Genomic DNA, 13,759 nt, shown 5'->3' with positions numbered 1-13,759 from the left:
CTGTTCCACAGGCCAGACCCCGAACACAGCCGTCCTTGGTGAATTCGCACAGGGCAGTCTCAGCAGGCGTCTGCAGGCCGATGGCGCAACATCTTGGTGAAAGTAGCCTCTATGCACCGCGATGCGGTTGACACCTCTGAAGGCCCCTGGCACGGCCAGTTCAGCGCCGGTGGCTGAGCGTCAGGCCCTCCTGGCGGAGTAGAATTCCAAGTGAGCTGCATCGGAAGGCCGCCGTCGGGCAAGAATGGAGGCACTCCAATGTATTGCATGCAATGCGGCAGTCAGATCCCTTCTAATGCGCGATACTGTCCAGCCTGCGGAACCTCCATCTCCAGCAATCTACCACATGCCCAGCAAATGGAGTATCTGGATATAGAGGCGCGGGTCGAGGGAATGCGGCACGGCGCCACTTTCGCTTCTCAGCTACTGGGCGGAACGCCAGGCGGAATCTGGAAGTGTAGACTCGTGGCCCGCGTCAGCTCGCCTGCCGGAACTTATGAGGCGATGACCGCCGACTTCCTGAAAATGGACGCGCACCCCATCGATGACCTGTCACCCCACGACTTGAAAAACGCCTTGCGTCTCCTGAACGAGATGGATGCAGAAATCATCAACCAGGGATTCGAACCCCTACCTAAAGGCCCTTACTGGTACAGCCGGCATTATCGGCGCCCTTACGAGCCTGAACAAACAGGGCCCCCTACTCAACGGGACCTTCTAGAGGAAGCATCGCGCTTGCGCGCAGCGCATCAGACCAGCCAAGCGATAGACCTGTACACAGCCGTTCTGGCTCAGGATCCCGAATGCAGGGAAGCCTACCTGAGCCGCGCAGATCTATTCCGTGTCTCCGGAGAAGAACGTAAGGCCCTTCAGGATTGCCAGCACGTCTTCCCCCTCAATCACGGACAAGATCAAATAGCCGAATCACTCCTCATAAGGGCAGCGGTTTATGAGGCCCTCGAAGAGTATTCAGCAGCACTCAATGATTGTCACAATATCAGGAAGGCGCACCTCAACAGCTACGCGGAAAAAGTCCTCCACGCCATCACCGCACACTGCAAGCACAAAATGGGAGACCCTAAGGGAGCGCTATCTGAATACGGTCGAGCTATAAAGATTGACCCGGACGACATGGATCTGAGATTGGGTCGCAGCGAGGTTTACCTTTCTCTTGGAAAAATGACTGATGCTCTCATCGATTGCCAGTACGTCACCTTGCGTCACCCCGAGAACGATCGGGCCCAAAGACAGCTCAAGCGGGTTAAATCAAAATCGCCCACTCCGGGCTAATGGTAGCCGCTGTTGATGCTCCAGGTTTCAAGGGTGGCACGACTTGATCAATGGACTCACCCGCCGGTTGACCGCGCACGCATACCCGACTCCAGAATGCGGGCTACGCATTCCCCGCTCTTCGCCGTGACGGTCTACCGGGAAGGTCGAATGCGCCAATTTCCGTCGCGTCAATAGCAATGCGATCGACGAGGAGGCTCCGCGTCAATTCTCCGAGCGCCTCGTCATATGCATGCCGGATATCTATGCGCATCCGCCTGAGTTCCTTTAGGTTCGGATAATTTGCATCCTCGAAATATCCGTCCGCATTTAGCCCTGAATGATATTTGCCATCACTGCGAGAATTGCGACACAATGCATCGCCGGGGAAATTTCCGCAAAGATTGAAGTAATACAGAGTCAACAGGTCCCTGACTTGATGCCATCTAAGGAAGGCGGAGGCTGACCTTTCATCAGATTCGAACTGCCAGGCGATTCCATAGCGTGCGCCTATCAGGTTCTCTAGCATTTGAGATCTCGTAGAGAAAGACAGATAAGCCTCATGGAGTGAGCTGATAATCTGATCGCGTGCCCCATCCTGGTGATTTGAATCCACCCTTTTTCTAATGACTCTCCTGCTTTTTTTAATGACTCTACTGGTGTGCTGGCACACGATGTACATGCGGGCCGCCTATGCGGTCACTTCTTCGACTAGCTGAGCTCGCAGATCGAATTCTCGACGCGCACGCTCGCACGCACGTTCCTCGTCTTCACGTTGCCGGTCCAACTCCTTCTCAGATTCAAGGCGTGCAGCCTCACGCTTCTGATTCCATCGACCAGCAGCTAAGTAGCCAGCAAAAGCGACAAATAGAGCGGTAGCAAACGCACCTAGCGCAGTCTTCGCTAGCTCCTGCATGAATGTGAGAGCCGCAATCTGCATCACTTACTCCCCGTCTCGTCGCGGCCACTACGAAATGCGAGTTGAGTCCGATGCCTTCCCCTATCTGCATGATCCCACCAAGAAGGTGGGTCCGCCATTCGATCGACGAGCCGAATCTGGTGCGCTTCGTCAAGATCATTTTTGAGAGAGATCACAGACAGAGGCTGCGTGCGATCGGGTGCGGCAAGCGGGCGCAGCCTGCCCACACTTCAGGTACTCCGGTGGCGCTTCTGATCTGGCAGCCGCCTTCCAGGCATCCAAGACTCGGCGACGGGGGAAGAGCGCTCTCGTAAATGATCTTCGGCGTGCTGGATAGCCTGCTGACCTGTCGCTCGCGAGTGCCCTGTGGGTACGGTCGTGGTCGTGTCCGGTGCACGTCGGGTTGGTCAGCCGTAGGCGTGCGCTGGTTGATCGCGCGCGACTAGGGGAGCTGGTTCGGGCATGGCGGTTGACGCTGCTCGCACGGAAGAGGGGTTCACGTCGGCGAGGGCTGCGCGGGTGATGGCTGCCGCGTGCCGGGCTGCGGGGCTCGATGACAGAGGCGCGGAGTTGATCCGTCTCGGGGAGAACGCGCTGTTTCGGCTGGCATCCGTGCCGGTGATCGTGCGCGTAGCTCGGGGCGAAGAGTGGCTGCCCAAAGCTTGCACCGAGGTGGCCGTGTCCCGGTGGCTGGCGGAGGAACGGTTCCCGGCGGCTCGAATCGTCGAGGATATGGAGCAGCCGTTCTTGATCGATGGCCACCCGGTGACCTTCTGGCATCTGATCGTCGAGGGTGACCGCAAGGCGACGTACGGGGAGCTGGGCGGGATCCTTCGGGATCTGCACTCACTGACCGTGCCGGACGGGCTTTCCCTGCCGGCGTACGATCCATTCGACAAGCAAGCGCTGCGGCTCGATCGGGCGGTGATCCCGGACGATGACAAGGTCTTCTTGCGGAAGCGCTGGAGCGAACTACAAGGCAAGTACGCTGAGTTGCATTTCGAGACGCCCAAGGGGCCAGTGCACGGGGATGCCCACGTGCAGAACCTCATGGTGGACGACCAGGACGGCGTGATCCTGATCGACTTCGAGATGTTCTGCTATGACCATCCCGAGTGGGATCTCATGGTTACGGCCGTGGAGCACCACAGTCTTGGTTGGCAGACCGACGAACAGTACGCCGATTTCGTGGCTGCGTACGGGCGAGACCTGTACGACTGGCCGGGGTACGAGACGCTGCGGGGCATCCAAGAGTTCGGCATGACGACGTGGCTCATGCAGAACGTGCAGGAGGATGAGGAAACTGCGGCCGAGTACCGCCGGCGCGTCGCCGGTCTGCGCAATGACGATGCGCCTCGGGACTGGCGGCCCTGGTAGCTGCTACTCGTCCTCCTCATCCAGGCGGGTGAGCGCATCATGGACCTGCTCATTGAAGGCGACAACGGCTGGGTTCGTCGCGTGCACGCTGACCTCTATCTGGAAGTCGGTCACGTAGCGCTGAAAGCGGGTGGACTGGAGGGAGTCGCCGCCGTCGACTGCGAGACTCGCGGTGGTGACGGCGGCTTCCAACTCCCCATTCAGTAGTTGACTCTGGGCGAGAACCATGCGGCAGAAGCCCAGGGTGCGGGCGTACTTCGGGTCGGTACTGTCTACGGCGCGCTGGGCCTGGCCGACGGCTTCCCGGCGCATCTTGAGGTCGCGGAAGCAGTGGCACAGTTCGCCCATGAGTTCCGCCTCGTCGAAGTAGCTGAGCCATGCAGGGTCATCGCCTGTGTCGGCCCGTTCGAAGTGACGCTCTGCCTCCTTCATCGCGCGCGCTGCCGCGATACCGTCACTCGCGTTGGACAGGGCGCGGGCTTCCATGGCCGAGTAGTTCGCCATGGCGCGCGGGGTGGCCCGGCCCTTGGCGCCCTCGACGGCGGCGCGGGCTAGCTGGATGGCTTGGGTGTGGTTGCCCAGGTAGTTGGCCTGGTGACTGAGGTTGCCGAGGATGCGGGCGCCGAACATGCGGTCGTCGATGACCTGGGACAGGCGCAGCGTGGAAGTCAGGTAGCGGTGGGCAAGCCGGTGGTTGCCGACGTCGTACGCGGTCCACGCGAGCAGCTGGGAGATCTCGGCTGCGGCGCCGAATAAGGCGGTGCCTACCTTCTCGCTGTAGCTCGCGTCCAGCAACGGCAACACGTCTTCGCGGAAGTAGTGGCGAAGTGCCTTGTGGCCGTGGCCTCCGCCGTCCTTGAAGTCGAGTTGCATGAACAAGCCCGCGGCTTCTCTGATCGCGCGCACGTCACGCATGCCGACTCGTCGGTGGGCGGGCCTGTCGGCCTGGATGCCGTCGGGGCGGGCGATCATCCATGACAGGACGGCGGAGCTTAGGTCAGCGTCCGCGACGATCAGGAGATCCGACGCGGGGGCGTCGGCGTGCTCGTGGGTGAGTCCATCGAGCATGGACAGAGCGTCAGGAACAGTGCTCGGGTAGCCGATCGGCTCGGGAGCCGTCGACTTGGTGTGGTCGAAGAAACCGAGATCGCCCGGTGTGATGCGGCGTCCGAGCTTCTCCGAGAGAACGTCCGCCATGATCGCGGCTGCCTCCGGCCTGATGCCGAAGCCGTCCCGCCAGCGCCCAACAGCGATGTGCGTCGTCCGCAGGTCAAGGCCGCGCTGGGCGCCCAAGTCCTTCATGCGCTTCGCCAGGCCCTTGTTCGAGACCTTTGCTTCGGCCATGACCGCGATCAACTGCGCGTTCGACTCTCGGCTCATGCTCCCCTGCCAACCCGAGAATTACGGCGAGTGTTCATCGTGTCACAGCAGCCCCGCTCTTGGGGGTTCAATACTGAACCCCCTCTGTCTTTGCCGGTGTTCACGTGAACCCCCTAGTGAACGCTGCCGGCCGAGCCTGTCGCGCCGTTCACTGGTCACCACAGATCGGTGAGCCATGAGGGCTCGCCAGTGCTCGGGAGGGAACGCAGTGGAAGCGCAGCAGAGCAAACACGCAGCGAACGCCCCGACGCCGGGCGCTCCGCATCTCTCGATCCACGACCCTTCCAGCGGCCACTCCCGGGTACTGACGGTCTACGCCGAGGACCCGGACTGTGTGAAGGCCGCGCGGGACATGGTTGGCTCCTACCTCACCACCTGGAGCTTGGGGTATGTGGTCGATGACGCGAAGCTCGTCGTGTCGGAACTGGTCGGCAACGTCGTCCACCACGCCGTACCGGATGAGCGCCTGTCGATGCCCGGTGCGAAGAGGCGCATCGACGTGTGGCTGATCAACTGGCCGGGGCTGCTGGGGATCGGCGTTTCGGACGAGGACTCGAATCCCCCTGACCTGCCGACGGGTGAGTTCCTCTCGCCGGACCTGGCAGGTGACTTCGTTGAGGCTCTCGTACCGGACCGGGGACGCGGGCTGCTGATCGTTCAGCGTCTGGCCGATGCGGTGTGGTGGTCGCCGGGGCTCAAGGGCTTTGGCAAGTCAGTGTGGTGTCGGTTTGACCTTGATCGGGTCTGGGCCGAGTGGTTCGAGTCCTCGGCATGACAGGCGCCGGGGCGCCACCCCTGATCTGCTCCCTCGCGATCGGGGGTGGGGCGGCGCCTCGGTCACTGGCCGGGGTCTGACCACTTCGGCCGAAGGGGCGCGGCTTCTCGGACGGTCCGGGAGCTCCCCTCCCGCGCGAGGGGCCGCGCTTCACATCTCCACATAGGCCGGGCCACCCCGTCAGCCCTGGAAAGCGAAGGGTGGCCCGGCTGGGAACGCGACGGTTCCCGGTGCCTGATGGTACCGGGGCCGTCGTGCTGCGTTTTGGCTCTGGTTCAAGGAAGTTGATGATCCGTTACCTAGATCAGGGCAGAGGTGGGCAAGGTGACTGGCTCAGAAGAGGGCTGGCTGAACGATGGCCTCGACGTGACGGGCGCGGACTTCGGCCTCTGGGTCTCCGGGGTGGACTACATCGCGGGGTGGCGTGAGGCGCGGGAAGCGGCTGATCACCTGAACCGAGCACTTTTCGGTGCGGGTTTCGAGCTGTCTGCCGTCCGGGCTGTCGCGTCAGCGAACGAGGACGGGCGCGGGGTCGTGCGGCTGACGGGCTGGCCGGACGCCGTGAATCGGCTTGCGCAGTTGCTGGAGGCGCACGCCGGCGACGCTGGTGGTGCAGCATGATGGGCTCCTCCACTGGTGAGGGGCGCATGTGGTCGGCGGCCCGCAACCCCTTGGGCTCAGGCCCGCAACGACCCGCTGTGGCCCGTCTGCTTGGCGCAACTCCTGCCGTGCTTGATGCCTCAGCCACAGACAGTCAGCCACGACGAGGCCGTGCGACGAACGGGCTGGCGCGCGTGTGTCTCGCTCAGCCGCCCACCGGCAGTAACCACGCTTCCGTGTTCTTGATCGTCACGGCCGGTACCACCCGAGACTCGGCACCGATGGCTGGTCGACGCCTCGACTCTTCGGGCGTGCTGCGGGCGGGGGCGTCGGTCGACCGGACGGGATCGGCGGCCACGCCGCATGCCCGGCTGGGGCGGCCGGGCGCCCCGGCGCGCCGCAGGCGCGCCCTTGAGGAAGTGAAGGTTGTTTCGACCGATTGCCCTCGGCGCTCAGGTGCGGGTGCGTCGTGCGGGCTGCTTGTCGGCGGTGATCCGGTAGGCGAGTTCAGCACGGTCCGCGCCGAAGCGCAGCTCTTCGAGGAGCAGCGGGCGCTCGTCGGTTCCGTGCGCGGCGCGGGCCACGTGCAGGATCGGGGTCGCGTCCGGCAGGCGGAGGGCCGTCCGCTCGTCCGGCAGGGGCATGTGCGCTCGTACCGTCTCCGTCCAGGACAGTTTGTGTCCGGCCTGGGTGAGCACCCAGTAGATCGCCGCCGGCGGCTTGCACGGCTCCTGGCCGAGCATCGGAACGGCGTCGGCGACTTCGAAGGGGATCAGTGTCCTGTGCATGGCGCGCGTGCCGGTTCTGGGGTCGATGAGCAGTCGGTCACAGCCGAACAGGGCTTCTTCCTCGCCGAGGTGGAGGAGTCGGCCGGTGTCCTTCGTGGTGCGGCTGCGGTAGGTGCTCGGTTCTTCGGCCTCCTGCCAGACGTCGCCGTTGGGCATCACGAACTTGTCGTCCGGGGTGCGGCTGATGCGCCGTTCGAGGGTGAGGGTGGGCTGTCCGCTGGAGCGTACGAAGCTGCCCTTGCCGTGCCGGACGTCGATGAGCCCCTCGGCCCGCAGAGCCGCGATGGCGTTACGGACGGTCGGCCGGGAGACGCCGTACTTCTCCATGAGCTGGGCTTCAGACGGCAACAGAGAGTCGGGCGCGAACTCGCTGGACAGGATCGCTGCACGGATCGCTGCGGCCACCTGCTGGTAGAGGGCTCCTGGGCGCTGGATCTCCGACATGTCGGCATCTCCGGTCTGAGGTCATAGTCACGTCGCACGCGCGACATCACTCGTCAGCATAAGTACTTGCGCTCTCGCCGTACAGGGCTCCATAGTCGTAACTCGTAAGGACAAGTGACGTCAGAATCTTGCTGACATCTTGATCGGCCAAGGAGGCCAAACAGAATGCAGTCCATTCCCGTGGACACGACGCGACTGGGTGTACTGCGGTGTGCCATCGCGCCGGAAGCAAAGCTCAGCAACCCCGAGACGCAGGAGGTGAAGAGGGACCGGGACGGCAACCCGGTATGGACCGTGGCCGTCACCGTGCGGCAGGACGGACGGCGGATCTCCGTCATCGAGATCGCCGTGAGCGGTCAGCCGAAGGGCATCGAGGAAGGGCAGATCGTCAAGGTCACCGGCCTGACGGCGTTCACCTGGTCGATGGGCGACCGGCACGGCGTCAGCTTCCGCGCCGACGCGATCACCCCCGTCACCGGCGGCCCGGCACACGCCAAGGGCGGTGACGCGTGATGGCACCGATCCTGTTCGTCCTCGGCCTCGCCGTGCTGGCGTGGGTGTTCGTCGTCGGTGAGCTGGTCCGCCGGCACCGTCCCGTCTGGCACTGGTACCTGTTCGGCTACCCGGCTACCGCGTTCCGGGCGGTGTTCACCTGGCGCAAGGTCGCCCAGCTCAACGACCTCGCCGTAGCCAAGCGCCCGCCGCGCGGGCTGCTCGGGGACCTGGTCGTCAAGGGTGACCCGCTGCGGCCGGTGCCTCCCCGGATCTCCTTCCCGCGTGTCACCCGTACGGGCCTGACCGTGGTCGTGCGGCTGCACGCGGGCCAGACCCCGGCCACCTTCCTGAAGGCGGCGGATGCGCTGGTGCACGCGTGGAAGGTCCACGCGGTCCGTGTCACCTCCCCGGAACGCGGGCTCGTGCTGCTGACCGCGACGGCCACGGATCCGCTTCAGCGGCCCGGCTTAGTCTCGGCCCCCGCCGAGCTGCTGTCCGCTCTCATCGGCGCCTTGGAGAGCGGCGGCGCCTGGGTGATGAACCTGCGCATGGTCCCGCACTGGCTCATCGTCGGGGCCACCCGGTCCGGGAAGTCCACGTTGCTGGCCCGGTTGATCACCCAGCTCGCGACTCAGCCGGTCGCCCTGGTCGGCATCGACTGCAAGGGCGGCATGGAACTCGGGCTGTTCGCCCGCCGGTTGAGCGCGCTGGCGACGTGCAGGCGTGAAGCGGTCGCCGTGCTCTCGGCGCTGGTGGTCGACATGCAGGACCGGATGAGCGCCTGCCGGGCGGCCGGAGTGCGCTCCATCTGGGAGCTGCCGGACAAGGTACGTCCGGTGCCGGTCGTCGTGATCGTGGACGAGATCGCGGAACTGTATCTGTCCGACGGCTCCCGCGAGAGCAAGGCAGAGGCGGAGCAGTGCTCCACGCTGCTGCTCCGTATCGGGCAGCTCGGGGCGGCGCTCGGGCTGCACCTGGTCGTCGCCGGACAGCGGGTCGGCTCCGACCTCGGCCCCGGAGTCACCGCCCTGCGTGCCCAGCTCGGCGGCCGTATCTGCCACCGGGTCAACGACCCCGGCACCGCCGAGATGACTCTCGGTGACCTGAACAAGGACGCGGTGGCCGTGGCCCAGTCGATCACGGCGGAGGAACGCGGTGTGGCTGTCTGCACCGGCCTGGACGGCGGCTGGAGCCGCGCCCGCTCCCACCTCACGCCGACGGACGAGGCCGTGTCGACGTCCCGTAAGTACGCGGCAACGACCCCGGAACTGCCCGCCATAGACCGCGCTCTCGCGGGTCTGGAAGGAGACGTCAAGTGATCAGCACCGGTACCGCCGTCTCGCTCGTCGTGGTCTTCGGGATCATCAGCTTCCTCCTCGTCCGCTCCCGCGACGTGCGGATCTGGGAAGCGGCCTGCATCGCCCTGTTCGGCATGTACCTGGGCGAGACCCCCGTGGCCCTCACGGTCAACGGCTTCCTGACCTGGTTCCTCAGCGGCTTCCACCACTTCTGATCAGGAAGGACACACCGCGCATGCCCATGCCTCGCGTCAGGTGCCCCCACTGCAAGGGCGACGGAGCCCGCAAGACCTGGACCGGACGGACGCGCCGCTGCCGGGTCTGCCGGGGCACCGGAACCATCCGCTGACCACCAACCCGCTCCCGACACGGAGGTGATCCCCATGACCCACGGCGCAGCACCCGCCCATGCCCCTGCCGCTTCGGCGGCCCACCCTGGAAGGTCACCACCATCACCCCGGACTTCACCCCGGCTGGCAGGCGCGCCGCCCTCGACCGCGCGGCGCGCCTGCGTCAGCTCCCCGAAGCAGACCGCGACGCCATCCGCCTCGCACAAGACTCGAAGTTCCCCCGCCTGCTGGAGCAGATCACGGCAACCGGCGGCTGCTCCCACCCCGTCCACCTCTCCGGATCCACCACCACCCTGGACGGCACAACCGGCGAGATCCTCCACCACTACGACACCCGCAACGAGCCTGGCGAACGACTCCTCGTCCGCTGCCGCAACCGCCGCGCAACCGTCTGCCCGGCCTGCTCCCGCCTCCACGCCGGAGACACCTACCACCTCGTCCGTGCGGGTCTCCTCGGCGGCAAGAACGTCCCAGCGACCGTACGGCACCGGTCCCGGCTCTTCGTCACCCTGACCGCCCCGTCCTTCGGCCCCGTCCACCGTGCCGGGGAGCTGTGCCGCCCTCGACGCGGCGGCGGCACCTGCGAACACGGCCGTCCCCTGGGCTGCGGCGGCGCCCACGCCCCGGACACGCCGGTCGTCGGCCAACCGCTGTGCCCCGACTGCTACGACTACACCGCGCACGTCCTCTGGCACGCACACGCCTCCAAGCTCTGGGACCGCTTCGTCATCGACGTACGGCGCCGCCTCGCCTCCTCGGTCGGCCTCGTACAGTCCCGCTTCGCCCAGCACGCCCGGCTCTCCTTCGCCCGCGTCGCCGAGTACCAGAAACGAGCGGCCGTCCACGTGCACGCCGTCATCCGCCTCGACGGCTCCAACGGACCCGACGACGAACCCCCGGCCTGGGCTACTGCGGAACTCCTCATCGATGCCGTACGTGCCTCCGCCCGGCGGGTCCTGGTCCGCACGGTCTACAGCCCGGCCGCAGGAGAGCTGGCCTTGCGCTGGGGCGCCCAGGTCGACGCCCAGTCCCTGCACGCCGACGGCGCCGGACCCGACGACGACGCCGTGGCCGCATACGTCGCCAAGTACGTCACCAAGGGAGCCAGCGACACAGGCGCCGGCACCGACCACCCACTCACCACCTGGGCGGACATCGAGTCGGCTCCCGTCAACGGCCACGTACGCGCCCTCATGCGCACGTGCTGGCGCCTCGGCAGCCTCCCCGAGTACGAACCCCTCCGCCTCCGCGCCTGGGCCCACACCCTCGGCTACCGGGGCCACATCCTCACCAAGTCGCGCGCCTACTCGACGACATACACGGCACTCCGCGCCGAACGTGCCCACCACATCGGCCACTCCGACATGCCCGACGCGGTCACCGAACGGCAATGGCGCTACGTCGGCTCTGGCCACACCCCCGGCGCCGCCCTCCTCTCCACCGGAATCGCGGACGATCTGGCGCGCAACCGCGAGATCGCCCGCGAAGAGCTCCACTGGGCCGGGGTGAGCCGTTGACGAGACAGGACCGCGAATCGGAAAAGGCTCGCCACCTGGACAGAGCCTGTCGGACGTTCTCCACCAAGATCGGCCCGGAGTCAGCAAAGCGTCTGGCTCGCCTCCTGGAACATCAGCCTGGGGGAAAGGTCGGATGAGACAGCGAAAGGGGCCTCTTACGAGGCCCCTTCTTGTGTCGTTTGCGCGTCAGGTCCAGATGGGGTTCTGCTCGATGTCGATCCTGCCGTAGTCGAACTGCCTACCCTTCCGCGTCGCCTCTTTGATCTTGACTGCCGCGAACAGGAAGCGCATGACAGCGTTCATCCGCTGGTAGTCCTCCGCCTTCTTCAGCGCGTCCCAGCTCTCCCGCGCGTGCTCGCCAACAAGACCGTCCAGAACCTCAGCGGTCGGACGAACGATCATCTTGCGCTCTACCTCGGCGATGCGCGCTTCAACTGTCTTGCGCATCTCGCGGTACTCCCGCGTCTTCAACTCCTGGTTCTCCCACATGTCTTTGAGCTCGTCGAGTTCGCGCCGGTCCGCCTCGATTGCTGCTCGGTCCTCCTCCGACAGTTCCGAGGGCGCCGGCGCTTCTGTCAGGTCGAGACGCTCAAGGAGATTGACCGCGGCTTCGCCCACGAACTCTTCGAGGATGGGCGCCGAGATGACCCTGTTGCAGCGCGGGACATCGAGCTTGTGCGTGTTGCGGCCACAGACGTACTTGGCGCCACTTCCCCCTGATCCGCCCATGATCCCGCCGCACCCCGTGCAGGTGACAACGCCACGCAGCAGATAGAACCTGCTCGGTCGCTTGCCGTTCGCCAACTTCGCGGCACGGTAGGCGCGGCGCTCCCGTACTTCGCGCCACATTCCCCGGTCGATGATCGCGGGCCACTCACCATCCCCGATCTCCTCGCCCCGGAAGACCCGGATTCCGGCGACGTGGCGACTGTCGAGAACGTCCCGCACCCGCGGGGCACTCCAGTTGCGCCCCTCAGCGGTCTTCTCGCCACGCTCGTACAACTCCTTGGCCAGTTGGACCGGGCTCACACCGTCGAGGTAGCGAGTGAAGATCTCCCGCACGATGGCGGCCTCTTCGGGGATGATCACCGTGCCGGTCTTGTCGTAGCCGTAGCGTCGCCGGCCGGTGTGCGGCCTTCCGTCCTGGGCACGGTCGATCATGGAATCGATCAGTCGGCGCGACGTGTCGTCACTGGAGCGGCACGCGTGCGCCACCTCGATGCGCAGGAAGAACCGGTCATCGGGGTCCGCGAGATCGCGCCGGTTCGCCTGGCCGTGCAGCGTGATGTCGTGATCGTCGGCGATCTGCAACAGCTCTTCGAGATCGCGCGGCTGTCGCATCAGCCGGTCCGGGTGGTAAGTGAGGACGTGCCGGACACGGCCCTTGCCGGCCTCGGTGAGAAGCGCGTCCCACCCCGGCCGCTTGCGCTTCCGCTGCCATGCCGAGCGGTTGTTGTCCACGAAGACTTGATCTTCGGCGACGATGAGTCCGAGACGCTCGGCCACATCACGGCAGATGCGCTCCTGGCGCTCCACGCCGGTCTGGTCGTCGTCGTTCACGTGGGAGATGCGGCAGTAGATCGCCGCTGACTCTCCCGTCCAGTCGGACCGGTGCTTCTTCGCCCTCTGCGTGCCGGCTGCCTGACTGGCCCTGAGGGCTCGCCGTAACCGGGCGTCCGTCTGCTGGTTCCTGTCGTCTTCGGCCATGGAAAAAGGTTATGAGCGCGGCTTGATCCAGGTCATCCGCTCCCGTTTCCAGGACGACGGAAAGCGTCCGGTGCGAGCCGCCGGGCCGCCTATGTCCGGACGGTAGGCCTGGTAGACGGTGACCGTGGTGTCCGTGTGCCGGGCCCGGATACGGAACTTCGGTTCGGGCTCGGTGGGTCCGGGCTCACGGGAATGATCGTTCATGACGACAGGGTCGGCTTTCGACCACATCCCGCACCACCGAATATTCTCGTACGACCGAATATCCCTCCGCGCCCCTTGGCTCCGCGCCCGCCATGCCCAACACTGTGCCGATGACGCAGCGTACGGAGCTGGCGACCGTGCTGGACCGGCTGGCCGTGGACGAACTGATCACCGCGTACGCGGTGGCGGTCGACGACGGCGACTGGACGGCGTACCGAGGGCTGTTCACGGCGGACGGACGGGCCGACTACCGTTCGGCCGGTGGTATAGAGGGCGACGCGGAGCAGATCGCCAAATGGCTCGCGGAGAGCCTGGCCCTGTTCGCGATGCGCCAGCATCTGATCGTCAACCGCCGGCTCCACTTCGGCGTCCTGGACCACGACACCGGCGACACGGCGTCCGTACGGGCCGACTACCTGAACCCGATGCGCTTCGCGCCGGACGACGGCCCCACGGCGCCTGACCTGGAGTGCGGCGGACGCTACGACTTCGCGCTCCTGAGAACACCGGAAGGCTGGCGCCTGCGCGAGGTGGTCGTGCAGGAGAAGTGGCGCCGCCTGGCGGCAACTCCCTAGAGGCGCCCTGGAGAAGATCGCTCCCAACGCGCACACTGGAATCAGCGCTCGGCAGGGAGGG

Annotated in this window: 12 protein-coding genes and 2 pseudogenes; 10 read left to right on the top strand and 4 right to left on the bottom strand. The window is 65.6% G+C overall.

All coding sequences use genetic code 11. The features are described from left to right. Positions 1–258 precede the first annotated feature (258 nt). The 3 genes and pseudogenes from AB5L52_RS36450 to AB5L52_RS36440 form a co-directional block, all read left to right on the top strand. A pseudogene (locus tag AB5L52_RS36450) lies at positions 259–321 on the top strand (zinc-ribbon domain-containing protein); the annotation flags it as partial. A gap of 36 nt (positions 322–357) precedes the next feature. After that, positions 358–1,290, top strand: a complete 933-nt coding sequence (locus AB5L52_RS36445) for a tetratricopeptide repeat protein (RefSeq protein WP_369369024.1) — start codon at positions 358–360, stop codon at positions 1,288–1,290. A 1,360-nt stretch (positions 1,291–2,650) separates the two neighbouring features. Next, entirely contained in the window at positions 2,651–3,565 is a 915-nt protein-coding gene (locus tag AB5L52_RS36440; RefSeq protein WP_369367754.1) for a phosphotransferase enzyme family protein, read from the top strand. Between the two features lie 3 nt (positions 3,566–3,568). Here AB5L52_RS36440 and AB5L52_RS36435 read toward each other — a convergent pair whose 3' ends face one another. After that, positions 3,569–4,945, bottom strand: a complete 1,377-nt coding sequence (locus AB5L52_RS36435) for a sporulation protein (protein ID WP_369367752.1) — start codon at positions 4,943–4,945, stop codon at positions 3,569–3,571. A 208-nt stretch (positions 4,946–5,153) separates the two neighbouring features. Between AB5L52_RS36435 and AB5L52_RS36430 the strand changes: the two genes are divergently transcribed. Next, positions 5,154–5,720, top strand: a complete 567-nt coding sequence (locus AB5L52_RS36430; RefSeq protein ID WP_369367750.1) for an ATP-binding protein — start codon at positions 5,154–5,156, stop codon at positions 5,718–5,720. A gap of 324 nt (positions 5,721–6,044) precedes the next feature. Next, a complete protein-coding gene (locus AB5L52_RS36425) occupies positions 6,045–6,341 on the top strand; it encodes a hypothetical protein (protein ID WP_369367748.1) in 297 nt (98 codons plus the stop codon). A 431-nt stretch (positions 6,342–6,772) separates the two neighbouring features. Here the strand turns inward: AB5L52_RS36425 and AB5L52_RS36420 are convergent, their stop codons facing one another. Beyond that, positions 6,773–7,552: a GntR family transcriptional regulator gene (locus tag AB5L52_RS36420; protein ID WP_369367746.1), complete on the bottom strand. Its 780-nt coding sequence runs from the start codon at positions 7,550–7,552 to the stop codon at positions 6,773–6,775. A gap of 165 nt (positions 7,553–7,717) precedes the next feature. Between AB5L52_RS36420 and AB5L52_RS36415 the strand changes: the two genes are divergently transcribed. From AB5L52_RS36415 to AB5L52_RS36400, 4 genes are all read left to right on the top strand, one after another. Then, positions 7,718–8,065 (top strand): hypothetical protein, encoded by a 348-nt coding sequence (locus AB5L52_RS36415; RefSeq protein ID WP_369367744.1) that lies wholly within the window; start codon positions 7,718–7,720, stop codon positions 8,063–8,065. Then, on the top strand, positions 8,065–9,366 hold the full coding sequence (locus AB5L52_RS36410) for an FtsK/SpoIIIE domain-containing protein (protein ID WP_369367742.1): 1,302 nt from the start codon (positions 8,065–8,067) through the stop codon (positions 9,364–9,366). Before AB5L52_RS36415 ends, AB5L52_RS36410 begins: the two co-directional genes overlap by 1 nt. Further along, on the top strand, positions 9,363–9,560 hold the full coding sequence (locus AB5L52_RS36405) for a hypothetical protein (RefSeq protein WP_351618276.1): 198 nt from the start codon (positions 9,363–9,365) through the stop codon (positions 9,558–9,560). The genes AB5L52_RS36410 and AB5L52_RS36405 overlap by 4 nt, the downstream gene beginning before the upstream one ends. Before the next feature lie 293 nt (positions 9,561–9,853). Further along, positions 9,854–11,212 carry a replication initiator gene (locus tag AB5L52_RS36400; protein WP_369369023.1) on the top strand — a complete coding sequence of 453 codons (1,359 nt, stop codon included), beginning with the start codon at positions 9,854–9,856 and terminating at the stop codon, positions 11,210–11,212. Between the two features lie 186 nt (positions 11,213–11,398). Here AB5L52_RS36400 and AB5L52_RS36395 read toward each other — a convergent pair whose 3' ends face one another. Together AB5L52_RS36395 and AB5L52_RS36390 are read right to left on the bottom strand one after the other, a co-directional pair. After that, the gene (locus AB5L52_RS36395) at positions 11,399–12,919 is read right to left on the bottom strand and encodes a recombinase family protein (protein ID WP_369367739.1); all 1,521 of its coding nucleotides are present in this window, start codon (positions 12,917–12,919) and stop codon (positions 11,399–11,401) included. 18 nt (positions 12,920–12,937) lie between these two features. Next, positions 12,938–13,123 (bottom strand): annotated as a pseudogene (locus tag AB5L52_RS36390) (DUF4291 family protein); the annotation flags it as partial. A gap of 110 nt (positions 13,124–13,233) precedes the next feature. On the opposite strand from AB5L52_RS36390, the gene AB5L52_RS36385 reads away from it, so the two are divergent. Further along, positions 13,234–13,698: a nuclear transport factor 2 family protein gene (locus tag AB5L52_RS36385; RefSeq protein ID WP_351019655.1), complete on the top strand. Its 465-nt coding sequence runs from the start codon at positions 13,234–13,236 to the stop codon at positions 13,696–13,698. Positions 13,699–13,759 lie beyond the last annotated feature (61 nt).

This window comes from Streptomyces sp. CG4, from assembly GCF_041080655.1.
In the GTDB taxonomy this organism is placed as follows: Bacteria; Actinomycetota; Actinomycetes; order Streptomycetales; family Streptomycetaceae; genus Streptomyces.
This window is presented reverse-complemented; position numbering and strand designations above follow the sequence as displayed.